The 26,335-nt window shown below is 46.9% G+C and carries 21 protein-coding genes; 10 read left to right on the top strand and 11 right to left on the bottom strand.

Features of this window, described 5'->3' with window-relative positions; all coding sequences use genetic code 11:
- Positions 1-15: 15 nt before the first annotated feature.
- The 7 genes from MHM95_RS03715 to MHM95_RS03685 all read right to left on the bottom strand — a co-directional run bounded on the left by MHM95_RS03715 (position 16) and on the right by MHM95_RS03685 (position 7,170).
- Positions 16-714 carry an electron transport complex subunit E gene (locus MHM95_RS03715; RefSeq protein ID WP_022944718.1) on the bottom strand — a complete coding sequence of 233 codons (699 nt, stop codon included), beginning with the start codon at positions 712-714 and terminating at the stop codon, positions 16-18.
- The gene (gene rsxG, locus MHM95_RS03710) at positions 711-1,352 is read right to left on the bottom strand and encodes an electron transport complex subunit RsxG (RefSeq protein ID WP_138547627.1); all 642 of its coding nucleotides are present in this window, start codon (positions 1,350-1,352) and stop codon (positions 711-713) included. The genes MHM95_RS03715 and rsxG overlap by 4 nt, the downstream gene beginning before the upstream one ends.
- The gene (gene rsxD, locus MHM95_RS03705; protein WP_239384259.1) at positions 1,349-2,407 is read right to left on the bottom strand and encodes an electron transport complex subunit RsxD; all 1,059 of its coding nucleotides are present in this window, start codon (positions 2,405-2,407) and stop codon (positions 1,349-1,351) included. The genes rsxG and rsxD overlap by 4 nt, the downstream gene beginning before the upstream one ends.
- On the bottom strand, positions 2,404-4,872 hold the full coding sequence (gene rsxC / locus MHM95_RS03700; protein ID WP_239384258.1) for an electron transport complex subunit RsxC: 2,469 nt from the start codon (positions 4,870-4,872) through the stop codon (positions 2,404-2,406). Before rsxC ends, rsxD begins: the two co-directional genes overlap by 4 nt.
- A gap of 10 nt (positions 4,873-4,882) precedes the next feature.
- Positions 4,883-5,437, bottom strand: coding sequence for an electron transport complex subunit RsxB (gene rsxB, locus MHM95_RS03695; protein ID WP_022946146.1), 555 nt, complete (start codon positions 5,435-5,437; stop codon positions 4,883-4,885).
- 1 nt (position 5,438) lies between these two features.
- Positions 5,439-6,020 (bottom strand): electron transport complex subunit RsxA, encoded by a 582-nt coding sequence (rsxA, locus tag MHM95_RS03690; protein ID WP_022946147.1) that lies wholly within the window; start codon positions 6,018-6,020, stop codon positions 5,439-5,441.
- 121 nt (positions 6,021-6,141) lie between these two features.
- On the bottom strand, positions 6,142-7,170 hold the full coding sequence (locus MHM95_RS03685; protein WP_022946148.1) for a LacI family DNA-binding transcriptional regulator: 1,029 nt from the start codon (positions 7,168-7,170) through the stop codon (positions 6,142-6,144).
- A 487-nt stretch (positions 7,171-7,657) separates the two neighbouring features.
- On the opposite strand from MHM95_RS03685, the gene pgi reads away from it, so the two are divergent.
- The 5 genes from pgi to MHM95_RS03660 all read left to right on the top strand — a co-directional run bounded on the left by pgi (position 7,658) and on the right by MHM95_RS03660 (position 16,916).
- Positions 7,658-9,298, top strand: a complete 1,641-nt coding sequence (pgi, locus tag MHM95_RS03680) for a glucose-6-phosphate isomerase (RefSeq protein ID WP_026111282.1) — start codon at positions 7,658-7,660, stop codon at positions 9,296-9,298.
- A gap of 439 nt (positions 9,299-9,737) precedes the next feature.
- Positions 9,738-11,210, top strand: coding sequence for a glucose-6-phosphate dehydrogenase (zwf, locus tag MHM95_RS03675; RefSeq protein ID WP_022946149.1), 1,473 nt, complete (start codon positions 9,738-9,740; stop codon positions 11,208-11,210).
- The gene (gene pgl, locus MHM95_RS03670) at positions 11,210-11,920 is read left to right on the top strand and encodes a 6-phosphogluconolactonase (protein ID WP_239384257.1); all 711 of its coding nucleotides are present in this window, start codon (positions 11,210-11,212) and stop codon (positions 11,918-11,920) included. The genes zwf and pgl overlap by 1 nt, the downstream gene beginning before the upstream one ends.
- Positions 11,921-12,679: 759 nt before the next feature.
- Entirely contained in the window at positions 12,680-15,328 is a 2,649-nt protein-coding gene (locus MHM95_RS03665) for a TonB-dependent receptor (RefSeq protein ID WP_022946151.1), read from the top strand.
- Positions 15,329-15,395: 67 nt separating this feature from the next.
- Complete coding sequence (locus tag MHM95_RS03660; protein WP_239384255.1) at positions 15,396-16,916, top strand: tryptophan halogenase family protein; 1,521 nt, start codon at positions 15,396-15,398, stop codon at positions 16,914-16,916.
- On the opposite strand, the gene MHM95_RS03655 is transcribed toward MHM95_RS03660, so the two are convergent.
- A complete protein-coding gene (locus tag MHM95_RS03655; RefSeq protein WP_239384254.1) occupies positions 16,913-18,460 on the bottom strand; it encodes a tryptophan halogenase family protein in 1,548 nt (515 codons plus the stop codon). The genes MHM95_RS03660 and MHM95_RS03655 overlap by 4 nt on opposite strands.
- Before the next feature lie 17 nt (positions 18,461-18,477).
- Positions 18,478-19,173, bottom strand: a complete 696-nt coding sequence (locus tag MHM95_RS03650) for a DUF6445 family protein (RefSeq protein ID WP_239384252.1) — start codon at positions 19,171-19,173, stop codon at positions 18,478-18,480.
- 168 nt (positions 19,174-19,341) lie between these two features.
- Between MHM95_RS03650 and MHM95_RS03645 the strand changes: the two genes are divergently transcribed.
- From MHM95_RS03645 to hemH, 3 genes are all read left to right on the top strand, one after another.
- Positions 19,342-20,055 carry a SapC family protein gene (locus tag MHM95_RS03645; protein ID WP_022946155.1) on the top strand — a complete coding sequence of 238 codons (714 nt, stop codon included), beginning with the start codon at positions 19,342-19,344 and terminating at the stop codon, positions 20,053-20,055.
- A gap of 180 nt (positions 20,056-20,235) precedes the next feature.
- Complete coding sequence (adk, locus tag MHM95_RS03640; protein WP_022946156.1) at positions 20,236-20,880, top strand: adenylate kinase; 645 nt, start codon at positions 20,236-20,238, stop codon at positions 20,878-20,880.
- Positions 20,881-20,980: 100 nt separating this feature from the next.
- Entirely contained in the window at positions 20,981-21,985 is a 1,005-nt protein-coding gene (hemH, locus tag MHM95_RS03635; RefSeq protein ID WP_022946157.1) for a ferrochelatase, read from the top strand.
- 52 nt (positions 21,986-22,037) lie between these two features.
- Here the strand turns inward: hemH and tpx are convergent, their stop codons facing one another.
- Complete coding sequence (tpx, locus tag MHM95_RS03630) at positions 22,038-22,625, bottom strand: thiol peroxidase (protein WP_022946158.1); 588 nt, start codon at positions 22,623-22,625, stop codon at positions 22,038-22,040.
- Positions 22,626-22,838: 213 nt separating this feature from the next.
- On the opposite strand from tpx, the gene MHM95_RS03625 reads away from it, so the two are divergent.
- Positions 22,839-23,843, top strand: a complete 1,005-nt coding sequence (locus tag MHM95_RS03625; RefSeq protein WP_022946159.1) for a response regulator — start codon at positions 22,839-22,841, stop codon at positions 23,841-23,843.
- Between the two features lie 3 nt (positions 23,844-23,846).
- Entirely contained in the window at positions 23,847-24,812 is a 966-nt protein-coding gene (locus MHM95_RS03620) for a diguanylate cyclase (RefSeq protein ID WP_022946160.1), read from the top strand.
- On the opposite strand, the gene MHM95_RS03615 is transcribed toward MHM95_RS03620, so the two are convergent.
- The gene (locus MHM95_RS03615) at positions 24,813-26,321 is read right to left on the bottom strand and encodes a SpoVR family protein (RefSeq protein ID WP_239384250.1); all 1,509 of its coding nucleotides are present in this window, start codon (positions 26,319-26,321) and stop codon (positions 24,813-24,815) included.
- Between the last annotated feature and the right edge of the window lie 14 nt (positions 26,322-26,335).

The following is a 26,335-nucleotide window of genomic DNA, read 5'->3' as shown; positions in this document are numbered from 1 at the left end:
GTCGTTAAAACGAGCCTAATCTAAACTGGTCACTCGTGCCCTTGGACCTTTTACTTCCTCAGCGCTAGGCGCGTGTTTTGCTTTAAGCTGCGCGTCAATTAAGTTTTTAGCTGCAATCAGCAAGCCTAAACCAATAAATGCTCCCGGAGGTAAGATCGCCAGCAAGAATTGGTTATCAAAGTGAATAATGTCTAGACGCAGGCTTTGTGCCCATGGCCCCAGTAGTAAGTCGGCGCCATCGAATAAGGTACCTTGACCAATGAGTTCACGCATAGCACCCAATAGCACTAGGATCATGGCAAAGCCTAGGCCCATCATGAGCCCATCCCATGCACTCAACAACGCATTGTTTTTAGAAGCAAAGGCTTCTGCGCGGCCGATAATGGCACAGTTAGTGACTATCAGAGGGATGAAAATGCCTAACGACTGGTATAAACCAAAGGTAAAAGCGTTCATCAGCAATTGGATAATGGTTACAAACGCGGCGATGATCATCACAAATACGGGAATGCGGATATCTTTGGGCACCCATTGGCGCACCAGAGAGACTGTTACATTAGAGCCCACTAATACCAGTAATGTCGCTATTCCCAGTCCCAATGCGTTAGTGACTGTGCTGCTGACTGCCAGCAACGGACACAGGCCCAGCAATTGCACTAGCGCTGGGTTGTTGCCCCATACACCTTCTTTAAATAAGGTTTTATATTGGCTCATGATTGCTCCTCAGCTAAGCAATGATTGTCTGCTGTTGCGAGCGTATCAAAGTGTTGTTGTGCATATAAAACGGTGCTTTTCACTGTTGTCACCACTGCGCGAGGAGTAATGGTTGCGCCGGTGAACTGATCAAACATGCCGCCATCTTTTTTCACTGCCCAACGCTCATCATCTGCGCCTTGCACTTGCTTATTGGCAAACGAGTAAATCCAATCACTGCGTTTAGTTTCTACTTTATCGCCAAGCCCTGGGGTTTCGTTGTGTTTGGTAACTCGCACTCCACTGACGGTGCCGTCAGGATAAACAGCACTGATCATATCTATATTGCCACTGTAGCCATTGGCGGCGGTACTTTGTAGCACTAAGGCGATGACCTTACCTTGGCGGCGAGCACGATACACTGTGTAGCTCTCACGGGGGCCTAGCTGCGGGGTATTGACGGTGGTGCAGTCTAAATAAAGGTCGTTGTCATATTGCGATGCCGGCAACACTTGTTGTAACAAGCCTTGTAACTGCTTTTTCTCTTGGATCGCAATTTTGGGCGCGGTGTATTGCTGCACTAAAGTCACAGCACCTGTAGTAATAAGCGCGAATGCAGCTAAAATCCCACCATTTTTCGCCATCGAAGAAATAATCATGATTTTGCTCCGTGACCATAAGTACGAGGCTGGGTGTAATGATCTATGAGCGGCACTGCCATATTCATCAGTAACACCGCAAAGGCGACGGCATCGGGGTAGCCACCAAAGCTACGAATAAGATACACAATAACGCCTATGGCAGCGCCATAAATTAACCGGCCGCGATTCGTGGTTGATGCCGAAACCGGGTCGGTAGCAATGAAAAACGCACCGAGCATAGTGGCTCCGCTTAACATATGAAATGCCAGCCCAGGCTGGTTGCCCGAGTCAAAGATATAGCCGATGCTTGCACACACGGCCAAGGCACTGAGCATCGCCACCGGAATGTGCCAATTGATTACGCGTTGTTGTAGCAGTAGTACACCACCAACGAGATAGGCCATGTTGACCCATTGCCACGCGATCCCAGCGTACTCGCCAAACACAGGTTTTTCCATGCTCTCGGCCACAGTCAGGCCATGGCTAATATCGGTGCGCAGGGTGTCCAGTGGCGTGGCCATGGTAACGCCATCAACACCGACACGGATCTGTTCGAGGCTAAAGCCGGCTTCGGTATAGTGTGTGAAGATGAGTGACAGCTCATCGCTAAAACTTAGCGTGTGCTGCATAAGCTCGCTCGGCGGCACCCATAAGGTCATTTGCACCGGGAAGGAAACAAGCAGTAGCACATAGCCTGCCATGGCCGGATTAAATAAATTAAAGCCCAGCCCGCCATAGAGCTGCTTAACAAAGACAATGGCAAAAAAACAGCCAATGACAATAACCCACCACGGGGCGAGGGGAGGAATACTGATGGCCAGCAGAAGTCCCGTGAGCCAGGCACTGCCATCTTGCAAGGTTGGCCAAATTTTACGCCCGCGAATCGCCAGCATAGCGGCTTCGAATACACTCACGCACACTAAGGCTAAAACTAATTGCACCACTACACCCGCGCCGAAAAAATACCACTGTATGGCAATGCCTGGAAGCGCAGCGAGCGCCACCAAAAGCATTAATTGCGTCACTGATTTATGGCTGTGCTTATAAGGTGAACTCATCATATTGAGCTTCATGATGACTCCTCATCATCGTTTTTATCGGCTTCTCGGGCGGCTTTCTTGGCTTTGGCTCGAGCTATTGCGGCGGCCACAGCGGCTTTTTTCTTTTCCTCAGGGGAGGGGGGATCGCCACTATCTTCGGCTTCGGCACTTTCAACTGCCCCATCGGGCTGCTGCGTAGTTGCATCGGCTTCTCGGGCGGCTTTCTTGGCTTTGGCGCGAGCAATAGCAGCGGCCACAGCGGCCTTTTTGTTATCCTCAGCAGAGGATGCCTCGGTCTCGCTTTCAACATTCTCAGCTGCAGCATCGGGCTGCTGCGTAGGTGCATCGGCTTTCGCCGCCTTTTTCGCTTTGGCGCGAGCAATGGCAGCGGCCACAGCAGCTTTTTTCTTATCCTCTGCAGAGGATGCCTCGGTGTTGGCCTTGCTTTCGACATTTTCAGCTGCCTCGTCGGGCTGCTGCTTAGATGCATCGGCTTTCGCCGCCTTTTTCGCTTTGGCGCGAGCAATGGCAGCGGCCACAGCAGCCTTTTTGTTATCCTCAGCAGAGAATGCCTCGGTCTCGCTTTCGACATTTTCAGCTGCCTCGTCGGGCTGCTGCGTAGATGCATCGGCTTTTGCCGCCTTTTTCGCTTTGGCGCGGGCAATAGCAGCGGCTACGGCAGCCTTTTTATCTTCTGCGGCTGTGGGCTGGCTATCACTTTGTTCACTTTGCTGGGCTTTTTTCGCCTTGGCACGAGCAACAGCAGCGGCGACTGCGGCTTTTTTGTCATCCGCTGTTGCGCTTGGCGTTTGCTCAGGCTGTTGTTTTTGTGCCTTGTATGCACGAGCCTGCTCTTTTCTTTGCGCACGAGCTTGAGCAACCTCTGAGTTATCTGGCTCAGGGGCTTCACCTTGCGCTTTTTTGGCCTTGGCGCGGGCAATCGCTTCGGCGACTTTTGCCTTGTTATCACCTGGCTCTGTTTTCTTTGCTTTCACGCGAGCCAGGGCTTCAGCCACTTTTTCCTTACTTTCACTGCTTTTAGCAGCGCTTCGGCTGGGCCGTTTGTGGCGGTTGCGGCGCTCTTCTTGCTCACGCTCTAAGCGTGCTTTTCTCGCTTCGAAGCGTTCGCGTGCACGCTCAGCTTTTACTTGCTCTATTTGTTGTTCGCGAATTTCAGCTTTTGCGACTCTGTAATACTGTACCAGCGGAATTTCACTTGGGCATACGTAGGCGCAAGCACCGCACTCAATACAATCGAATAACTTATGTTCTTCGAGTTTTTGGTACTCTTTGGTTTTGGCAAACCATTGCAACTGCTGGGGTAATAAGCTAGCAGGGCAGGCATCTGCGCAGGCACTGCAGCGAATGCAAGCGCGCTCATCACCGGGCGCCGGCATTTCTTGGTTACTGGGAGCTAATATACAGTTGGTGGTTTTGACTACAGGTATGCGCACACTGGGCAAGGTAAAGCCCATCATTGGCCCACCCATAATCACGCGCTGCATTGGCTCAGGATTAAAACCTTGGAAAGCTAATAAATGCTTTATTTCCGTTCCCAGTAAAGCCCAGACGTTACCTTGTTGCTCAAGAGTTTCGCCTGCAAGGGTGACAACGCGTTCGATCAGTGGCTTTCCGAGTTCTACAGCCTGTTGAATGGCATATAAGGTGCCCACATTTTGTACCAGCACACCGATATCGGCGGGGATCCCGCCAGCAGGCACCTCTTTAGAGGTGAGTATCTGAATAAGCTGCTTTTCGCCGCCCGAAGGATATTTGGTTTCAATCGCTCGGACGATAATATTGTCGTAGTCGGCGCAGGCCTGAGTCATCGCCTCGATGGCCTTCGGCTTATCATCTTCAATACCAATGATAGTCAACTCAGGGCCCAGTAAGTGCTGGATGATATGGATACCGCGCACGATTTCTTCGCTGTGCGCTTGCATAAGCACATCATCGGCACTGATATAAGGTTCACATTCGGCGCCATTAACAATCAAAATATCGATTGGCTGTTTGCTTGCGGTTTTAACATAAGTCGGAAAACCCGCACCGCCCATGCCAGAAATACCAGCATAATGAATGATATCAACTAGTCGCTCGGCACTAAGCTGCTGATAATTAGGGTGAGGCACAAGCTCACACCAAGTCTCTTGGCCATCAGGTTCAATAATAATACTCAGCTCAGGAATGGCTGAAGGGTGCGCCGAGGGCATAGGCGTGATATCCGCTATACGACCCGAGGTTGGTGCATGCACGGGCACTGACCAATTAGCATTGGGGCGAGTGAGAGCTTGGCCTTTTAATACCTGCTCACCTGCGCTTACTAATAACTGCCCCTCAGCACCAATGTGCTGTTTGATTGGCAGCACCAGTTTTTCGGGCAAAGGCAAGCTGTGAATGGGGAGCGAGTTCGTTTTATGTTTATGGGTAGGCGGATGAATGCCACCAGGGCTTTGCCATAACTCACCGCGACGAATACGTGATAATAAAGAGTCCACACTACACCTCTTAATCTATCTGAGTCACGGGGATGGCATCGAGCTGCCATTTCCACGTTTGTTTACTTTGCGCTAGAGGGATCATATCAATGCAATCCACCGGGCAGGGCTCAACACACAAATCACAGCCAGTGCACTCATCTTTGAGTACGGTATGCATTTGTCGTGTTGCCCCAACAATGGCGTCAACCGGGCATGCTTGGATACACTTAGTGCAGCCAATGCATTCGTCCTCGCGAATGTAGGCAACTTTTTTCTCTGGCTCTGCTTCCTCGCCACCGGCGAGTGGCTTCGCTTCTACCCCCATTAAGTCGGCTAGCTTCTTAACAGTTGCTTCACCCCCTGGCGGGCATTTATTGACATCATCACCGTTGGCAATGGCTTCGGCATAAGGGCGACAGCCAGGGTAGCCGCATTGACCGCATTGAGTTTGTGGCAAAATGGCATCAATTTGCTCGACAACAGGATCGCTTTCAACTCGGTAGCGCACAGCAGCAAAACCGAGGATCACGCCAAAAATAAGGGCCAGTACACCCAGGGCGATTAAGGCATAAAATAAGGTCATATTAAAACGTTACCAATCCGCTGAAGCCCATAAAGGCCATCGACATAAGTCCCGCCGTTACCATAGCGATTGCTGCACCTTTGAATGGCACAGGTACATCGGCGCCGGCCAAACGCTCACGCATGGCGGCGAATAAAACCAGTACCAGAGAAAAACCAACGGCAGCACCAAAGCCATATACGGCAGATTCAACAAAACTATGCTGCTCTTTGATATTTAACAGGGCAACGCCGAGTACGGCGCAGTTAGTGGTAATTAACGGCAAAAAGATACCTAACAAGCGATAGAGCGTCGGCGAAGTCTTCTGCACCACCATTTCGGTAAACTGCACCACCACGGCGATCACCAAGATGAAACTCATAGTACGCAAAAAGGTGAGCTCTAAGGGCAGCAAAATATATTGATTAACCAGGTAGCTGGTGACGGAGGCCAGTGTCAATACAAAGGTGGTGGCCATAGACATGCCCACGGCGGTGTCCAGCTTACTTGATACGCCCATAAAGGGGCATAGGCCAAGAAACTGTACGAGCACGAAATTGTTTACCAACACGGTACTGACGAGCAGTAAGAGATATTCCGTCATAGCTACCCAAAAAACTGAAAAGAACCCGCGTATTATCCTTATTTCTCGGTCATTTCACAACAGTTGTAAGGGCTTATACGAACAATACAGCGGTGACGAGCACCGCTTTTAAGGCGTTTACTTAGCTCAATGGGCCTGAGCTGTCGCGCATCACTAATGAGGGGGTGAAAGTGCGGATAATTTCTTTATCTTGATTACGGGCTCCCCGAGTCTTACTAAAAAGCAAGCGTGCGGCGTGCTGAGAGATAACATCGTTATCCTGATGCGCGGTGGTCAGCTTTGGCCAAGTTTGTTTGGAGAAGGGCGAGTCTTCAAACCCCGTGATCGATAACTCATCGGGAATAGCCATATCCATAAGCCGCGCTGCAAAGAGTGCACCTGCTGCAATTTCATCGTTACCACCCATCACCGCACTGATATCCAAACGGTTCCCTTCTTTAAGCAGTGCTTTAGCACCATTGACGCCAGATTCAAATGAGTAATCGCCGCGATAAATTAGCTCTTCACGCACCTTGATACTATGATCTTGCAAGGCTTGCTCATAACCAGCGAGTCGTTCGGTGGTTGATTTGTGCCCTTGATCACCACAAATGAAAGCGATGTTACGGTGTCCTAAACTTATTAAGTGAGACGTAATTTCGTATGCAGCAGCGTAGTCATTTACATATATACACGGGCTAGTCTGTTCGCTATCACCACGGCCAGAGAGAATGCGCACATAATGCATACCCATCTCATCGAGCATATCAATCAATGCTTGCTGTTCTGAAAGGGGTGGGGTTAACACTAGGCCTGCGATACGCGAGCGCTTGATCATGGTTTTTAGTTCTTCTTGCATAGTGCTATCGGCATAACTGCAAGGGTGAATGACCAACTCATAACCCTCCTTTCGACAGTGAGACAACACCCCGTTTTGCATATCAATTACATAATAGGCGTTGGGGTTATCATACACTAGGCCAATGGCATAAGAGGATGTTCCTGCAAGGTTGCGGGCAGCTAGGTTAGGTTGGTAGTTTAATTCGTTTACAGCGGCCATAACGATATCGTGCGTTTTCTTGCGCACGGACGGCTCGTTATTTATTACTCGCGAAACCGTTTTCATTGATACACCAGCTAGTTTCGCGACATCATTTATCGTTACTTTCATGTTCTTTTCTTATTATGTCTGTGTTGGCACACAGGTGTTGTCATTAAGAGTAGCAGACACAGAGGTCACTATCGCGGTGGACCTGTTTTGCTTAAGCGTGCTCTATTATTTCCTTGCCGATGAAATCGCTTTGGCGTTGCTGTAGAGCATTTACATCGCTTAAAACGCATACATAGCCATGCTTCTCCATGAGTGTATCTAAAGTTAAATGCAAATAGCAGAGAAAATTTTAAATTTTCCTCATGATACCGGTGTCAAAGACGAAATTATGCGCTATGATCCCTCCACTAAAATCGCAAATTAGCAGATTGACAGCGTTGTCATTTTAACTTAGTGTTAACGCCGTTAGGTTGAATTTCGTATATTTGCAGGTAAAAAAGTATCTTCGCTGACAATTCACTTTTTCACAGCGAGCCTTTCGTATTTTTACCTAGCGCTAATGATAGTAACAATAGCCCCATAAGCAAGGACTTAAAGGAAGTATAAAATGGTAGCAAGTCGTTCACAACTAGCGAGCTGGCAGAGCCTAGAAAAGCGCGCTCAGGAATTACAAAACACCCATTTAAAAACGCTTTTTGCAAACGATGATGCGCGTTTCAACACTTTCTCCGTTCAGGCTCCTGGCATTTTATTCGATTATTCTAAGCAGCTAATTAACCAGCCGGTGAAGGACGATTTACTTCGTTTGGCTGAGGACTGTGAATTAGCGCAGTGGCGCGACAAGATGTTCGCGGGTGAAAAAATTAATTTTACCGAACAGCGCGCCGTTTTGCATAGCGCGCTGCGCAACCGTGACCAATCGGCGATTATCGTTGATGGTGAAAATGTGAGCGAGCAAGTCGAGACTGAATTGGAGAAAATGCGCGCCTTTGTTGCCAAAGTGCGCTCAGGTGAGTGGCTCGGATTTAGCGGCAAGGCAATTCGCCATGTTGTGAGTATAGGCGTGGGTGGCTCAAACCTGGGTCCACAAATGGCCACTGAGGCTCTCGCAAGCTTTGCCGATGACACCCTAGACGTACATTATGTTTCCAACGCCGATGGTGTACAAATTGCGAAAGTATTGGATGCAGTTGACCCTGAAACCACACTGTTCGTTATTTCCTCAAAGACTTTTACCACCTCTGAAACCATGACCAACGCCCAAACAGCGGTGCAATGGTTACAAGATGCTACGAGCGAAGCGGGTGCAATTGCTAAGCACTTCGTTGCTGTGAGCACCAATTTAGAGAAAACCTCTGCATTTGGCATTGCGCCTGAGAATGTATTTACCATGTGGGATTGGGTTGGTGGTCGATTTTCAATGTGGAGCGCAATTGGTTTACCTATCGCTTTATATTTAGGTTTCGATGCCTTTATCGAGTTGCTTGAAGGGGCATTTGAAATTGACCAACACTTTAAAAACCAGCCAATGGCGAACAACATCCCGGTGCTGATGGGGCTATTAAGTGTCTGGAATACCACTTTCTTAGATCATAAGGCGCAAGCTATTTTACCCTATGACCAAGCATTGCATATGCTCCCCGCCTATTTACAGCAGGGGGAAATGGAAAGTAACGGTAAGTCAGTTAATTTTTCCGGTTCTCGCGTTAATTACACCACAGTCCCGCTTATTTGGGGCATGACGGGAATAAATGGTCAGCACGCGTTTTATCAATATTTACACCAAGGCACCACCATCGTTCCGGCAGATTTTATTGGCTCGATTAAGCCGCAAGTGGAAGTGGGTGAGCATCACCGCGTATTGATGTCGAACTTTTTTGCGCAGACCGAAGCCATGATGAATGGTGTCAGCGCTGAGCAAATCCGCGATGAGCTTACTGCAAAAGGGGTCAGCTCCGAGGAAATTGACCAATTGGTTGCTCACAAAGTACATCAAGGCAATCGTCCTACTTCTTCGATACTGTTAGACACCGTGGATGCGAGAGGACTTGGCCGCCTCATTGCGTTGTATGAGCACAAAATTTTTGTTCAAGGTATCATCCTTGAAATTTGCTCTTTTGATCAGTGGGGTGTGGAATTGGGCAAAGGGTTGGCTAAAAGCATTGAAGCTGAGCTGAGCGATGGCCAAGTCGGCGATCACGATAGTTCGACAGCTGGATTAATGAATTATTATCAAAGTAAACGATAAACAGAATTTGCTGCCTAGGCAGCACAGCCGAGTAGCGCTGGAGGGCTTAGAGGGGCAGTGTGGTTTTACTGACCCTCTAAGACTCTATTTCCTTTACGGACCAGCACAAAAGAATACCTTTGAACGGGTAGCGCTGGAGTCTTTAGGGCCTGTATGTTTGTGAGAGGACGTATGGTTACCCTAAGACTCATTTATTCTAAAGCTCCGATAACACGAAAACTGTGTCGGAGCTTTGCCATTTTCATTTAGGTGGATTTGGCCGCTGACTTCGTATTCATCGATGTCAGTGTGAAAACTGTCACAGGATAGAGCCGCGAAAGGTTATACTGTCCTCATAATAACAAGTATTATTGGCTCGATAGATAGCCGATGAGAGCAGCCCCTAGGGTGTGAATCTGCATCCACACGAAATGGGCACCAAACAGGTAGAGAGTAAATCATGCTAAATCCTTTTGATATTATCATTTTTGGCGGCGGTGGCGATTTGGCCTTGCGCAAATTGCTTCCGGCGATGTATCGCGCTTATCAGGAAGGGAACCTACCACAAGGGACACGCATCCTCCCCACTGTTCGTGGCGCAGATAAACGTGACGAATATATTGATACCGCTCACAAAGCAATGAAAGAGTACTTGGCCAAAGGTGAGTACAATGCCAAAGATTGGAAGGCGTTCGCAGAGTTCTTAGTGCCAGTCGTTGTCAATGTGACCGAGGCGGACAGTCATTGGGATGAGCTAAAAACGATTTTAGATGAGCACGAAGCAGATAAATCACGTGTATTCTACTTATCATTGCCGCCAGCAGTGTATGGCACCTGCTGTGAAATTCTCTCTGCTAAAGAGTTGATTACTGATACCTCGCGTGTGGTGGTTGAAAAGCCCATCGGCTACTGTGGTAAGTCGGCAGAAGAGATCAACGCGAAAATTGCACAATTCTTCAGTGAAGAGCAGATTTTCCGTATTGACCACTATTTAGGCAAAGAGACGGTTCAAAACCTGATGGCGTTACGCTTCTCTAACTCTTTGTTTGAGAATTTATGGGATGCCAAGTCGATTGATAATATTCAAATTAGCATCTCGGAAACGGTGGGCCTTGAAAGCCGCGCGGGCTTCTATGATAAAGCCGGCGCGCTGCGTGATATGGTGCAGAACCACTTGTTACAATTACTTTGCTTGGTGGCGATGGAGTCGCCGCATAAGCTCAATGCGAACTCCATTCGCACTGAAAAATTAAAAGTGCTTGAGGCGCTAAGGCCGTTGGTGGGTGAGCAAGTCGATGAAAATATCGTGCGTGGCCAATATGTACCAGGCGATCTCGACGGTAAACTCGTGCCGGGGTATTTAGAAGAACTAGGTGAAGGCTCAAGCGCGACAGAAACCTTTGTCGCTATCAAAGCGCATATCGATAACTGGCGTTGGGCTGGCGTGCCATTTTATTTGCGCACAGGCAAGCGTATGCATAAGCGTTGTGCGGAGATTGTTGTTGAATACAAGCCGGTCTCGCACAATGTGTATGAGCAAGATGTCGGTCCCATCCAGCCTAATCGCCTGGTGATCCGCCTGCAACCAGAGGAAAGCATCCAACTTACGTTAATGTCTAAGCGTTTGGACAATCTAGAAATGCAACTAGAGCCTGTTACGTTAAATATCGAGCTTTCAGAAACCTACTCAAAGGGTTTCCATTCAGATGCCTATAAACGCTTAATGTTGGATGCGGCGGCCAATAACCCAGCGCTATTTATTCATCGTGATGAAGTGCGTCAAGCATGGAAATGGATTGATCCTATTATCGAACGTTGGCAGGAAAAAGGGATCCCGTCCCTATACCGAGCTGGCTCATGGGGCCCAGATGATGCAGATGAGCTTTTAGCAACAAATAACCACCGTTGGTTTAATACCGGGGAGGGCGCGTAATGGCGAATATTACAGAACACTTCTTTGATTCCAAAGAGCAGATGACCGCCAGTTTGGCCGAGTCACTAGAGCAGCGCTTGACCCAAGGTTTAGCTGAAAATAGCCGTGCAGCGCTGATGGTATCTGGCGGCTCATCGCCGGCTCCCGCCTATAAGTACCTATCAAACCTTGATATTGATTGGCACAAAGTGGATGTTGCTATGGTTGATGAGCGCTGGGTTGATGCCAGTCACGAGAAAAGTAACGAGACTTTCATCAACAATACCTTGCTACAAAATAAGGCTGCGCGCGCTAACTTTATCACCATGAAAAACGCAGCCCCGACTGCTGAGCAAGGCGTTGAGGCATGTGAGCAGCACTATCAGCAAGTGCACCGCCCTTATGATGTAACCATTTTGGGCATGGGACCGGATGGCCATACGGCGTCTCTTTTCCCGCACGCGCAGGGTTTAGAAACTGGGCTTCAAGCCGAGCAACTGGTATGTGCTATTAATGCGATTGAAAGTGAGGTGACAGGAGCGATTACCGAGCGAATGACATTAACGGTGCATGCTATTGCCCAATCAAAGGTCGTGAAGTTACTTATCAGTGGTGAGCAGAAGCTTGCAACTTATAAAGCGGCTAAGCAGCAAGGAGATGTTGCAGAGATGCCACTGCGAGCAATATTGCAGCATCCCGATATTGAGCTCGAGGTGTATTGGGCTCCTTAACCGTATGACTATCAATAATGAATAACAAAAGCGCGGCTATTGCCGCGCTTTTGTTATTTAGGGATGTAAGCTAAATGGCTGACAGTTTAGCTTTTGGTATCCTGCTAGAAGGCGCTAATCAATGGCTGCAAAATCGTGCCCCCAAGTTTTTGTAAGCAAATATAGATTTAATTGCAGTGGGCACTAGACGGCAGCAGAATATTTGCATAGAATAACAATGACAGCGCTGTCATTGTTATTGATAATTAATTGTGACCCTTGAAAAGATACAAACGCTTCTGCCCGATGCTCTGTATTAAAGCGCCGCTACACTATTATCTTTTGTATAAAAATAGTGCTATGAGAATAGTTGTTGTTAAAGTTATCCAACTGAGAGTAGAACAGGGGATACTTTAAGCATTTTAAAATTATTCTTACTTTTACAGGTACTTAGTCGCTCACTTAGCGGCAAGTAGAATCAAAACTGCCCTCTTATTTACCTTAATCAGAAACCAAGTTGCCAATTAGGCTTTACTTTTGTTGTCACATTTGTGTTATATTCATCTCGATTTCACACTAGCAGAGCTAAATTCACCTCTATTAAATGTTCACTAAATCATAGAGTTAAAGATTAACTCGCGGTTTTTTTAAACAAAAAAGCCAAAAAGATGTAGCGAAATTGTAATTTAGGGTGTATGGTTTGTTAGTAGATGACAGCGTTGTCATCATCACTGGGCAGAAGTGATAAAAAAATCAACAAAATGATTCAAGGGGAATCCTGTGTTAGCTAAAAATTTTAAAAAAAGCTTATTAGCAGTGAATATCGGCCTTGCTATGGGTGCTGGTTTTTCCGGCGCAGCAGTAGCGGCTGATGCACAAACTCAAGCAAAAGAAGATGTTGAAGTAATTGAAGTGCGCGGTATCCGCCGCTCATTAGAAGCGTCAATGAATACCAAACGCTTTGCTAATGCCGTGGTAGACGCGGTGTCAGCAGAGGACATTGGTGAATTTCCTGATAATAACCTTGCCGAGGCTCTAGGTCGTGTGCCTGGTGTTACTGTTTCTCGTCAGTTTGGTGAAGGTTCAGCCGTCTCTATCCGTGGTGCGTCAAACTCGCTGACATTAACCACGCTAAATGGTCAGAATGTGGCCTCTACAGGTTGGTATTCACAACAAGCCATTGACCGTACCTTCAACTACTCTATGCTTCCACCAGAAATGATCGCTGATATGGAAGTGTACAAGTCATCGCAAGCAGACCTGTTAGAAGGTGGTGTTGGCGGTACTGTAATCGTAAATACCCGCAAGCCTCTAGATTTAGAGCCAATGACTATTTTTGGCAGCGTTAAAGGTTCGGGTTCTAGCCAGTCAGATGAAATCGATCCAACCGTTTCTGGGTTAGTCAGCTGGAAAAACGAAGCTGAGAATTTTGGTGCATTAATTTCTGTTGCACAATCGGACTATACACTGGAACGTCGCGGTGATGAGGCGTTACCCATTTGGGGTGGTCGTATTGCGCCAACTGCTTTTGTGCAAGAGCGTGAGCGCACAGCCTATGATATCCAGCTCCAGTACGCACCAACTGATGCACTTGAGTTCGGCGTACACTATATGAATCTTGAGTTGGGTGCTGATGGCGTAAATAATCAAGTATGGATCCCACAAGATACGTCTAACTGCGAAGCGCTGAATGCCGATGGTGTGCCAGAGCGTTGTACTTCATCGCAACAGTGGTTTGATGACACAGGTTTAGGTGCAAACAGCTATTGGGACGTGCGTCCACGTAACGCAACAATGGAAACTGAACTGATTGCCGCAGACATGAAGTTCTTAGGCGATGGCTTCACGGTTGAAGTTCAAGTGGGCACATCAGAAGCCACGGGTGGTACCAATTTTGAAACCAACGTTGCTTATATTTCGGGCCTAGGCGGCTCGGTAGGCACACTTGATGGCACGGGCACGAATTGGATTTTTGATACCGAAGACCAATCTTATCCATTGCCTGCGGCTGGCGAGTACGTTGGCTGGGAAGGGTTACAGCCGGGCGCGATTGTTAATGAGCCGCGTACGGATGAAGAAACGTATGCACAGGTAGATGTAGAGTTCGAAACAGACTTTGAATACATCACGTCAATTAAAACCGGTTTACGTTGGTCCGATCACGATGTTGTTCGTGACAAAAACCGTCCCAACTTGAACTTTGATGGTGCTGCAGAGGCTGAAATCGTTGATGCTGACCGCTTCACCGATGGCCGAATTGATGCTGGCATGAGCGATATCTCTATCCCTAATGGTGATGGCGCTGAGATGATTGCTTATACTCAAGAGTTCATCGAAAGCTGGGCTCGTGAACGCTCAGGATATGCATCACTAAACGAAGAAACGGTTGCTGCCTATGTAATGGCTAATTACTCAGGTGAAAATTTCCGTGGTAACTTCGGTTTACGTTACGTGTCAACTGAAGCAACCTCGCAAGCCTATGCTTTAGCACCTGGTTTTGTCGACCCAACGCATGCATTTAATAATGGTTACTCGACAGCTTTAACAACTGAAGAACATGACTATTCAGAGGTTTTACCTAGCTTTAACTTGGCTTATGACCTTTCTCAAGACATGATCTTACGTGTATCTGCTGCGACCGTTATTTCTCGTCCAAACTACAATGACATGTTCAGTAACGCTGCATTAGCAGGTTATGACGACAACGACGATAACAACCAGTCGGTCACCAAAGGTACTCCGTCACTGAGCCCATTTAAAGCGAACCAAGCTGATGTTGGTGTTGAGTATTACTACGCACCGTCTAGCTTAATTGCAGGTAGCTTCTTTTGGAAAGACGTTGACACCTTTACCACAAATACAGAACAACCAGGTCAAAGTATTGGTATCGTTGACCCAGGAACAAACACCGACAACTGGCGTGTAGAGACGTACACAGACGGTGACGGTGGCACCATTTATGGTGCAGAGTTCCAGTTGCAGCATACGTTTGATAACGGTTTCGGGGCTGTTGTAAACTACACTTACTCTGATTCAGATGCCAATGCAGAGAACTTCGTAGATGGCAACTCTGTATTCTCCGATGCATCAGAGCACACAGTGAACACAGTGGCGTTTTATGAGACCGACGCACTATCATTACGTGCAGCCTATACTTGGCGTTCAGAGTACATGATTCGTGAAACGGGCTTCTACGGTAGTCGTCTACATGAAGACTTTGGAACATTGGACTTAAGTGCGAGTTACGATATCAACGAGAACTTCACTATTATCGCCGATGTTACAAACCTTCTAGAGGAAGACAGCATCCAGGTTGGTAACCACCAAAACTGGACTGACACTGATAACCCACGCTTCAGTCGTGGATACCCTGCGTATAATTATCAGGGTGAGTCGCGTTACTCTGTTGGTTTACAATTCCGCTTCTAAAGCGATATTGTTGATAAAACCCGAGCTCATGCTCGGGTTTTTTGTTTAGGCAAGTGGCAGTTTGAAAATGAAAAAGTTGAGAAAAGTCGTTATTGTCGGTGGTGGTACATCTGGTTGGTTGGCTGCAAATCACATTGGCAAGAGACTATTAGGCAGCGATATTGAGGTGTGCTTAATTGAGTCACCTACTATTCCAACCATTGGCGTCGGTGAGGGCACTGTGCCGATGATGGTCAGTACCTTACAAAGTTTTGGTATTTCCGAGCAAACCTTTATTACCCAGTGCGATGCGACGTTTAAACAATCAATAAAGTTCATAAACTGGCTTGATAAACACCACCATGGTGAACACAACTATTATCATCACTTGTTCGAATACCCCTTTCCAAATAATCAAGATGTCACGCAAACTTGGCTCAGTGACACAACAACCGCCTCATTCGCCGAAACCGTTTCGTTTCAACATATGCTCTGTGAGCACGGTGTCGGCCCTAAGGCAATAACTCAAGCGCAATACACTGGCCACGCCAGTTATGCCTATCACCTCAATGCGCTCAAGTTTGCCCAACTATTAAAGGACAATGCCACATCTCGGTTCAACGTGAAGTTACTGAAAACCAACGTTACAGCGGTAAAGTGCAATGATGAAGGCTACATCAGTGAGCTGCAAACCGACGATAGTGGCCAAGTCAGCGGCGATTTTTTTGTTGATTGCAGTGGCTTTTCGAGTATTTTGCATCGACAAGCCTTGGGCGTTAAATCAGTGGATGTAAGTGCTCAGCTGCCGATTGATAAAGCCATTACGGCCCAAGTCCCGACCTCTGCAGATGATGCGATCCCACCTTACACGCTGGCCACAGCACATCAGGCCGGCTGGATATGGGACATTGCCCTGACCACACGACGTGGAACCGGCTTTGTGTATGCCAGTGACTACTTAACAAAAGAGCAGGCATATACCAAATTTGAACGTTATTTAGGTCAGCCGTTATCTGGCTTAAAAGTACGGGAAATTGACATGAAAGCGGGGTTCGCTGAGCGGGCTTGGCATAAGAATTGTGTGGCTTTAGGGCTTGCTCAAGGCTTTGTTGAGCCTTTAGAGGCTACCTCCATTCTGCTGACTGACTTTAGTGCAAAGCTGTTGGCCGAGAATTTGCCAGTGCAGCATCATGCGCTAGCGTTAGCCGCTAAAAAGTATAACGAAATTGTCGATTATGCATGGCGCCGAGTCGTCGATTTTATCCAATTGCACTATTATCTTTCAGATCGTCAAGACTCTGCATTCTGGCGGGCAATGAAGTCAACTGACAGCATGTCTGTGGTGCTCAAAGAACGCCTTGCGTTGTGGCAATACCAAGTCCCTAAGAAGTCTGACTTTAACTCTAAATATGAAGTGTTTGAGCTAGAGAACTACTTGTACATTCTTTATGGTATGCATTTTAAGCCATGCGCTCATTTAGTTGCCAAGGCTGAGCATAAAGAGTTGATTGCTATGCTAACAAGCTATGGTGAGCAGCTGCTAAAGCAGCTGCCTAAGCACCGAGCTTTGCTTAACAATATAGCCCAACATGGGCTGCAGAAAATTTAGCTTTTACACGACGCACCAAACGCTTCGAGCAATGCTCTGTTTGACAAGAGCTTGCTTGCGGCACTGCGTTTTTGTGCGGCGATTGAGGCAAATGCCTTGTCGATGATCTCCTCGTTGATTGGCGCTTTTTCAACGTAGTCAGGTAAAAACTCTAATCCATAGAGAATGTATTGCCAACTAGCGAGAGTAAACAGGTCGTATTTGTAGGGTAAGTCGCCATCGGTGATACCATAATGCTGCCAAGCCTTAAGCTTTTCCTGCAGTGAGGCAGGAATGGTCTCGGGGTTTTTCTGCTCTCGCCAAAAAGGGGTATCATCGCGCTTGGTGAGACAATAATGCAGCTTAATGAAATCGATAATGTTGTCCCAACGGGATGTGAAAATACGATTGTATTGTTTTTCTCTCTCTAGCATTGCTTCTCGAGTTGCAGGGAAACGGGCGGCAAGAGAGCGCACCCCCGCCTCAACCATGGCTATAGCGGTTGCTTCCAAAGGCTCGACAAAGCCACTGGAAAAACCGATAGCACAGCAGTTCTTGGCCCACGATTTTTCTCGGTAGCCGGTTTTGAAGCTGATATGACGATAGCGCTTCTCACTATCATGGGCAATACCATGATAATCGCACAAGGTTTTCTCAGCCTGCTCTTTGGAGCAGTAGTGTGAATTGTAAACATAACCGGTGCCTCGGCGATTTTGTAAGGCAATATCCCAAATCCATCCGGCGTCTTGCGCCGTGGACACCGTATGGGTCGTGATAGGGGTCTCGGCATCGGCATATTCCACAGGTAACACTACGGCGGTATCAACTGTGAGATAGTGGCTCTTATCAACAAAGGGCACCTTTAAAGCTTTTGCTAACAGCAAAGAGGAGAAGCCCGTACAGTCGACAAAAAAATCAGCGTCATGCTGGCGTTGCTGCTTATCAACTAAGTGCGCGATGAAACCTTGCTCATCAAGCTCTACTTGCTCAATATCTGCAACAATATGCTCAACCTGTAACTTGTTCATTGCATGCTTTTTGAGTAACTGACCCAGCTTTGCGGCATCGAGGTGGTATGCATACTTGGCAAGCCAAGCATATTCTCCCGTCTCAGGTGTCTTAGGTGCGAGGTTTTCGTCGCACAGGAATGACTGCACCGACGTTGCGTGGGCAAAATCTTGTTGCATCGTGCCTTGGTGTTTTCGGCTCACCCAATATGCGCTCAAATCAAGGCCTTTTGGTTTGGCGGGGGGATCAAAAGGGTGGTAATAGGCATGAGGTTTTTCGCTTGGGTTATACAGCCAATTTTTAAAAAGAGCACCTTGCTTAAAGCTGGCGTCACACTCAGCGATAAACTCTTTTTCAGAAAGGCCAATCTCATACAGGGTATTGACGATAGTAGGGAAGGTGCCTTCACCAACGCCAATTGTGGGGATAGTGTCTGACTCAATAATACTGACTTTAATATCTCGTCCGGTTCGCTTGAAACTACTGGCTAAGTAGGCCGCGCTAAGCCAGCCAGAAGTGCCACCGCCAACGACAATAACACGTGATAAATCTTTCATTCTTATTCCTTTATTTTTTATTCTAAGTAGAAAAAGGAAGCGACACTCAGACGACCATTATCTATATCATCCTGCTGATTATGTTGTCCCTTTAAATCAGCGCTGTGCAATATATTGCCCTGATAAATAATGATTCTATTGAATTTCGCCGGCACACTCAGTACTCGCTCGAAAAGTGCGGAGTCGCCCTGAATATAACCATCAAAACTATGTGCATGATGCTGAATTGATTTAAGCATGTTTTTGACAGCGTTGTCATCACTAAACTGCGCCATCCCCGTTGGTCGGTAGCAATAAAAGGAGGTGCCGCCATGTTGCTCAGAGCATAAATAGTGCACGGTTGCATAGTCTTTGTTATCTAAGCTATCGATATGGGGGGCTTTTTGAAAGAGCGAAAGTTGAGACTCTTTCACCGTGGTCAGAGATAACTCGTTTCTGTAAATATCTACTTTACCGTCAAGTTGCAACACTCCTCTGTCGCGCAGACTATTGAGTAATTCTGATAGCGCGCGTTTATAGGGTAAAGGCATTTTGTCGCGTTTACCTGGATAAAAAGAGCGGTCCGTTCCCGGAGGGTTAAAGTATGCGGTGGTTTTGGCATAGTGAATGACTTGTTCAGGGTTAGCTAAGAAGTCATCAACGACGACCACGCTTTCATTGGTTGCAGGAATTGCAATGACGTTCACTTGGTAATCTAAATTCAGTGTATACATTGGTTTTAGCTTGTAACGGGTTAGACAGCATTATGTTAGCCAAAATCAATTAGAGTCAAATGCGATGTTCCGTTGCCACAAAATTTTCACTTCCTTTTTCCTAGTAAAACCGCTAGCCTTAGTGCCACTAGATAAGTAACAAATACGTAAAATTAATGGAGCAGTAATATGGCGGAGCAACAAGTGCAGCCTTTGCATAACGAAAAACATGCCAACACAAAAATCAAAAATGGCATTAACCTAGAATTTTTGAAAACTCAGCACCTCGTTCCTGTAGTTGCTCACGAGTTTGGTCGTGTTGCTAACGAATTTCCGATGGCATTCGTTAAAAATAATGAAACTGGTAAATTCCAAGCGGTAGCGATTTTTGGACTTGAACCAGGTGAAAACCTATTTGTAGATGGCGATCAGTGGGTAGCAGGTTTTGCCCCATTAGCTGTGACTCGCTATCCGCTAGGTCTTGTTAAGCACCCAGAAGAAGAGCAGTACGGTGTAGTTATCGATGAAGCTAGCCCGTTGGTAGGCGAGGAAGACGGTAATGCACTGTTTGAAAATGGCGAAGAAACTGAATACCTGAAGCGTCGTAAAGATGCACTTGTGTCGTTCATTGAATTCTCAGGTGTGACTGAAACCTTCACTCAGTATCTTGCAGATAAAGAGCTATTGGTACCACAAACGCTGACTGTGGATATCAAAGGCGAAAAGAAAGATATCTCAGGTATCTATCTAATTGATGAGAAAAAGTTAAATGAGCTAAGCGACGAAGCTTTCCTAGAGCTTCGCAAGCGCGGTTACTTAGCGCCTATTTATTCGTTCCTAACGTCTACTCACCAAGTGGGCCGTCTGGCGCGTTTAAAAGCTCAGCGTGATGCTGACGCATAAATCGCATAAAGCGTGAAAAAGCCCAGCAATTGCTGGGCTTTTTTGTACCCGCTTGTTCAGTTATTACACGAATATGAAAATTGGACCAAAGTTTTATCTCTTTACCCTTGAGTAACGTCGGCCCATGTGAAAAAATTTGAGTTTATTTTGTAACCCCAACTCAGACACGAGGAATCAATTATGCGCATCATCCTATTAGGCGCACCCGGTGCAGGTAAAGGCACGCAAGCTCAGTTTTTAATGGACAAATACAACATTCCGCAAATCTCTACTGGCGATATGTTGCGCGCAGCTATTAAAGAGGGCACACCGCTTGGCTTAGAAGCGAAAAAGGTGATGGATGCCGGACAACTTGTGTCTGACGAGATTATTATTGGTCTTGTAAAAGAGCGTGTCGCCAAGGCTGATTGTGAAAACGGTTTCTTGCTCGATGGTTTCCCACGTACCATCCCTCAAGCCGATGCAATGAAAGAAAATGGCATCGATGTCGATCACGTGATTGAGTTCGATGTGGCTGATGAAGTCATTGTTGAGCGTATGGGCGGACGTCGTGTTCACCCAGGTTCTGGTCGTGTTTACCATGTGGTTTACAATCCACCCAAGGTGGATGGCAAAGATGATGTTACCGGTGAAGATTTGATCATCCGTGACGACGATACTGAAGAAACAGTACGCAAACGTCTTGCTATATATCACGAGCAAACTAAGCCGTTAGTTGATTATTATCAAAAAGAAGCGGCTGCTGGCAACACTCAATACCATAAACTCGATGGTACCCAAGCTGTTGAAGCAGTCAGCCAGCAGTTAGCCGAACTGCTAGGCTAACCCCGCACTAAAAAAACCGCCTGAAGGCGGTTTTTTTTGATCTTAGCGATTGTTTTCAAAGTATAATCACTTTTAATTTAGCGTTTAGGACTTCATTGCTATGTCACTTGCTTTATCGCAAAGCGCCAGCCGTTACGGGGTGCTGTTAGTTAATCTTGGTACCCCTGATGCGCCCACGTCAAAAGCCGTTCGTGTTTATTTGCGCGAGTTTTTATCCGACACTCGCGTCGTAGAGATACCGCCAGCAGTGTGGTTTTTTATTCTCAACGGCATCATTCTTCCTATTCGCTCGCCCAAGGTGGCTAAAGCATACGCATCAATATGGCAGGAGCAAGGCTCGCCGCTGCGCGCAATTACGGAGCAACAAAGCATTGCCTTACGGCAGCACTTAGAACAAGGGACGGGAGAGGCCATTCACGTCGACTATGCCATGACCTATGGCAACCCCAGCATCGCTAGCCGTATTAAAGATATGCAGGCGCGTGGCATCGATAAAATAGCGGTGTTGCCGCTTTATCCACAGTACTCTGCGACAACCACGGCTGCGGTATTCGACAAGCTGATGGCGCATCTAAAAACCGTGCGTAACTTACCGGAAATTCGTTTCCTTAAGCACTACTACGAGAAGCCTAGCTATATTAATGCATTGGCGCAATCTATTGCCGATTACCGCGCTCAGCATGGCGAGGCGGATAAACTGATTTTCTCTTTTCATGGCATTCCTAAGCGCTGTGTTAAAAAAGGCGATCCTTACTTTGAGCATTGCCAGGCTACAGCGCAAAATACAGCAGCCAAGTTGGGGCTCAGTGATGAGCAATGGATGATGACCTTCCAATCGCGTTTTGGTGCTGAAGAGTGGTTAAAACCCTATACCGATGAAACTTTGGAAGCGTTGCCAGAGCAAGGGGTGAAAACAGTGCAGGTGGTTTGCCCGGCTTTTGCTGCAGACTGCTTAGAAACCTTGGAAGAGATTTCCGTGGAAAACGCCGAAGTGTTCAAAGAGGCGGGAGGCGAGAGCCTAGACTACATTCCCGCGCTTAATGATAGCGAGGCTCATATCGCTTTACTGGCTGAGCTAGCCCAGCAGCAATTGCAGAATTGGTAATACGAAAGGCGCCACACAAGGCGCCTTTTTACTATCACCAATAAAACTGAGTCTATAAGCTATTCAGTGCTCTGATCGCATGATCGTAATTAGGCTCTTTGGATAGGTCGCTAACAAGTTGTTTGTAGATGACTTTGTGGTCTTTATCCAACACCAATACGGCACGGCTAAGCAAGCCCATATCTTTGATAAGTAAACCATACTGCTCACCGAAATCTCGCCATACAGCATCTGAGAGAGTCTCTAGCTTGTCAATTCCCTCTGCGGCGCAATAACGTTTTTGCGCAAAAGGTAAATCAGTGCTGACAGTTAACATAGCGACTTGAGGGAATTCGCTGGCCACTTTTTCATTGAAGTGCTTTGTTTGAATACTGCACACGCCAGTGTCTAAGCTCGGAACTACGCTCAATAGAACCGCTTTGCCTTGGTAGTCATTTAAGCTGCGTGGTTCAAATTGGGCATTCACGGTACGAAAATCCGGTGCGGCATCACCCACTTTGACTCCTTTCCCTAGCAGGGTGACAGGCTTTCCTTGGGCTGTGACTTTACCAGCATCAATGGTATTGATAGTCTCGCTTTGCTGAGCTAGCGCCACAGTGCTGCAGGTCAACAGGGTGCACAGTGCTAATTTCTTAAACATAACGCTCTCTTTTCTATTTTCTGCAAAATCCTATGAACTATTATATCTATACGCCAGTACAAAAGGATATAGCGGCGGTGGATATTTAAATTGTGTTTATTGTTATCTTTTATTAACATTAATGCAGGCTAGTTTGCGATCAACAACAATAACAACGCATTCCGATACGACTAACCACCATTCAACGATCATGCGAGTGAGGTACTGCCTGTCATGAAAACACCAGTGTTAATTTGTGATGACTCCACAGTTGCTCGCAGGCAGTTAGCCCGATCCCTACCCGAAGATTGGGAAATAAAACTGGAATACGCCGTCAACGGCGAAGACTGCCTAGACAAATTGCAGTCGTTTTCACCGGAAATCTTGTTTCTAGACCTCAACATGCCAGGCATGGATGGTTATCAAGTCTTGCAGGCCATCAAAGAGCGTAATATTCAGGTGCTCGTTGTGGTGGTCTCTGGTGATATCCAACCGACAGCGCACGAGCGTGTTCTTGCGCTTGGTGCGATTGATTTCATTGCCAAACCGTGCGATGCCAGCAAGTTAGAGCAAATTATTGATCAGCACGGCATAAAAGATAAGGCGGCACGCCAACGTTTAGCCTTACAGCTCGGGGAACAGCTTGACCCGGATATTCGTGACATTTATCAAGAGATCACCAATGTGGCGATGGGGCAAGCGGGTGACTTGCTCGCGCGGCTACTTAATGTATTCGTGAAGCTGCCCATTCCTAATGTAAACGTACTTGAAGTGAATGAGCTGGCAATGGCACTTCGCTCAATCGACCAAAATGCGGCAACTTCAGGCATCTGTCAGGGCTTTATTGGTGGGGGGATCTCGGGCGAGGCGTTGTTATTGCTTAATGACTCCAGCTTTAAAGAAATTGCTTCACTGATGAATTACGAGGGAGAGATCACCGATGCGGTAGAGCTCGAACTATTAATGGATGTCAGCAATATTTTAGTGGGCTCGGTACTTACCGGCTTAGCGAAGCAGCTCGATGTGGGTTTTTCCCAAGGCCACCCAGTGGTGCTCGGTCAGCATCGTGAAGTTGAAGAATTGGTCTCGGCCAACCGCTCGCGCTGGCAACGTACATTGGCGATAGAAATCAGCTATGGAATCGAGGACCACGATATAAATTGCGACCTCATGTTGTTGTTCACAGAAGATTCCCTGAAAACTCTCAAATACAAAGTCGAATACCTATTGGAAGATTAATTTATGCCTGCAGCTGATTTTAATATGCACGAAATACACTGGCTCATGGATATGTTTAATACCGTGGATGTGGGCCTTGTGGTATTGGATCGCAAATACCGGGTGTGCATATGGAATGGCTTTATGGAGAATCACTCTGGGCTGCTGCCTAGTGCAGTGAAAGACAAAGACTTATTCGACTTGTTCCCCAGCATTGATGAGAAGTGGTTTCGAACCAAAACCGAGTCAGTGTTTGTACTGAAAAATCGCTCATTCACTATTTGGGAGCAAAAGCCCTATATTTTTCGCTTTAAGAACTACCGTCCGATCACTGGTAAAGCGAATCATATGTACCAAAATGCGACTTTCATCCCGTTAACCAGTACCACCGGAGATGTGACTCACGTATGCATCATTATTTATGATGTAACCGACGAGGCAGTGAATAAAATCGAATTGGAAGAAGCAAATCGCATGCTCGAGCAAATCAGTCGCACTGACGGGTTAACACAATTACCTAATCGCAGCTTTTGGGAAGAAAGTCTGCAAAAAGAGTTTAAGCGTGTGAGTCGCTCACAAGGGCATGATAGCTTGTTAATGCTAGATATCGATCACTTCAAAAATATTAACGACAGTCATGGCCATGCGGCAGGAGATGAGGCGTTAAGACACATAGCCAACATTATCAGCAACACCTTACGCGAAAGTGACATGGCTGGGCGTTATGGCGGTGAAGAGTTTGCTATTACTTTATATGATACAGATGCAGAAGGCGCCAAAGTATTTGCCGAGCGCTTGCGGGCACAGGTTGAAAGTTCGCAAGTGGTTGTTGACGAGGAAGTCATTAAAATGACTATTAGTGTAGGGATCGCTCAGTACGACAGCGCTTTTGAGCAACATGAGCAGTGGGTCGCCGCAGCAGACAAAGCGCTGTACAAGTCAAAACAAGAAGGGCGAAACCGCATTTCTATCGCTAACAACGGCGCTTAATTAAGCGTCGCTGTTTTGCGCTGCAGGACACTGACTGAGCAGTTGGGTACTGCCATCTTGTTGCTCTTGCTCTAACCTCACTGCAAATCCCCACAACCGATATAGGTGCTTCATCACCTCATCGCTTGAGTCCGCCAAAGGAATCGATTGATGTGGTACATAGCGTAAAGTTAAAGAACGATCCCCTCTAATATCAACATCATAGATCTGAATATTAGGTTCATGATTACTGAGGTTGTACTGCGCTGATAGGGTTTCCCTAATTGCTTGGTAACCCGCTTCATCGTGAATAGCCCCGACTTCCAAGTGAGGTTGTTGAGCATCATCAACGATGGAGAACAGTTTGAACTCCCGTATCATACGAGGAGAAAGGAATTGACTGATGAAGCTCTCATCTTTGAAGTTTTGCATGGCAAAGTGCAGGGTCTCCAGCCAGTCACTGCCAGCATACTCCGGAAACCATTGCTTATCTTCATCCGTTGGGTTTTCGCAGATTCGGCGAATATCCGTCATCATATTAAACCCTAAGGCATAAGGGTTAATCCCCGAGTAGTAGTTACTGTTGTAGGGAGGTTGATACACCACATTAGTGTGGCTTTGCAGTACTTCGAGCATAAAGCCGTCGGTGACCTTTCCTTCATCATACAGGTGATTAAGTATGGTGTAATGCCAAAAAGTAGCCCAGCCTTCATTCATTACTTGGGTCTGTTTTTGTGGATAAAAGTACTGCGAGATTTTGCGTACAATACGCACAATTTCTCGTTGCCACGGCTCCAGTAAAGGCGCATTTTTTTCGATGAAATAAAGAATATTTTCTTGTGGCTCACGCGGAAAACGCTCGCGCTTTTGTTTGCTGTGTGACTCAGCCTCTGGAATTGTGCGCCATAACTCATTAACCTGAGACTGTAAGTAGTCTGCTCGCTCTTTCTGTCGTCTCTTTTCTTCGAACAATGAGATTTGCTGTGGCCTTTTATAGCGATCCACACCGTAATTCATTAGCGCATGGCAGGAGTCGAGAATATTCTCCACTTCATCAATACCGTATTTTTGCTCGCATTCGGCAATGTAGTTTTTGGCAAAGAGTAAATAGTCAATAATGGAACCGGCATCCGTCCAGGTTTTAAACAGATAGTTACCCTTAAAAAATGAGTTGTGGCCATAGCAGGCGTGAGCCATGACTAGGGCCTGCATCGGCATGGTGTTTTCTTCCATCAGGTATGCGATACAAGGGTTGGAGTTAATCACAATCTCATAGGCCAGTCCCATTTGTCCGCGCTTATAGTTTTGCTCAGTTTGGATAAATTTCTTACCGTACGACCAATGGTTGTAGCCAATAGGCATACCGACACTGGAGTACGCATCCATCATTTGCTCAGCGGTGATCACTTCAATTTGGTTCGGGTAAGTATCAAGCTTATAGTGTTGTGCAACGCGTTTTATTTCGTCGCGGTATTGCTCAAGCAAATCAAAAGTCCAATCTGGACCATCACTTAATGGCTTTCGAGTCATAATCGCCCCTCATT

This window comes from Pseudoalteromonas sp. CnMc7-15 (genome assembly GCF_022347925.1).
GTDB classification, from domain to species: domain Bacteria; phylum Pseudomonadota; class Gammaproteobacteria; order Enterobacterales; family Alteromonadaceae; genus Pseudoalteromonas; species Pseudoalteromonas ruthenica.
This window is presented reverse-complemented; position numbering and strand designations above follow the sequence as displayed.

Coding starts and splice junctions, on each gene's coding strand:
- MHM95_RS03715 (WP_022944718.1), bottom strand. CDS start 714: ATGAGCCAATATAAAACCTTATTTAAAGAAGGTGTATGGGGCAACAAC.
- rsxG (WP_138547627.1), bottom strand. CDS start 1,352: ATGATTATTTCTTCGATGGCGAAAAATGGTGGGATTTTAGCTGCATTC.
- rsxD (WP_239384259.1), bottom strand. CDS start 2,407: ATGAAGCTCAATATGATGAGTTCACCTTATAAGCACAGCCATAAATCA.
- rsxB (WP_022946146.1), bottom strand. CDS start 5,437: ATGACCTTATTTTATGCCTTAATCGCCCTGGGTGTACTGGCCCTTATT.
- rsxA (WP_022946147.1), bottom strand. CDS start 6,020: ATGACGGAATATCTCTTACTGCTCGTCAGTACCGTGTTGGTAAACAAT.
- MHM95_RS03685 (WP_022946148.1), bottom strand. CDS start 7,170: ATGAAAGTAACGATAAATGATGTCGCGAAACTAGCTGGTGTATCAATG.
- pgi (WP_026111282.1), top strand. CDS start 7,658: ATGGTAGCAAGTCGTTCACAACTAGCGAGCTGGCAGAGCCTAGAAAAG.
- zwf (WP_022946149.1), top strand. CDS start 9,738: ATGCTAAATCCTTTTGATATTATCATTTTTGGCGGCGGTGGCGATTTG.
- pgl (WP_239384257.1), top strand. CDS start 11,210: ATGGCGAATATTACAGAACACTTCTTTGATTCCAAAGAGCAGATGACC.
- MHM95_RS03660 (WP_239384255.1), top strand. CDS start 15,396: ATGAAAAAGTTGAGAAAAGTCGTTATTGTCGGTGGTGGTACATCTGGT.
- MHM95_RS03655 (WP_239384254.1), bottom strand. CDS start 18,460: ATGAAAGATTTATCACGTGTTATTGTCGTTGGCGGTGGCACTTCTGGC.
- MHM95_RS03650 (WP_239384252.1), bottom strand. CDS start 19,173: ATGTATACACTGAATTTAGATTACCAAGTGAACGTCATTGCAATTCCT.
- MHM95_RS03645 (WP_022946155.1), top strand. CDS start 19,342: ATGGCGGAGCAACAAGTGCAGCCTTTGCATAACGAAAAACATGCCAAC.
- adk (WP_022946156.1), top strand. CDS start 20,236: ATGCGCATCATCCTATTAGGCGCACCCGGTGCAGGTAAAGGCACGCAA.
- hemH (WP_022946157.1), top strand. CDS start 20,981: ATGTCACTTGCTTTATCGCAAAGCGCCAGCCGTTACGGGGTGCTGTTA.
- tpx (WP_022946158.1), bottom strand. CDS start 22,625: ATGTTTAAGAAATTAGCACTGTGCACCCTGTTGACCTGCAGCACTGTG.
- MHM95_RS03625 (WP_022946159.1), top strand. CDS start 22,839: ATGAAAACACCAGTGTTAATTTGTGATGACTCCACAGTTGCTCGCAGG.
- MHM95_RS03620 (WP_022946160.1), top strand. CDS start 23,847: ATGCCTGCAGCTGATTTTAATATGCACGAAATACACTGGCTCATGGAT.
- MHM95_RS03615 (WP_239384250.1), bottom strand. CDS start 26,321: ATGACTCGAAAGCCATTAAGTGATGGTCCAGATTGGACTTTTGATTTG.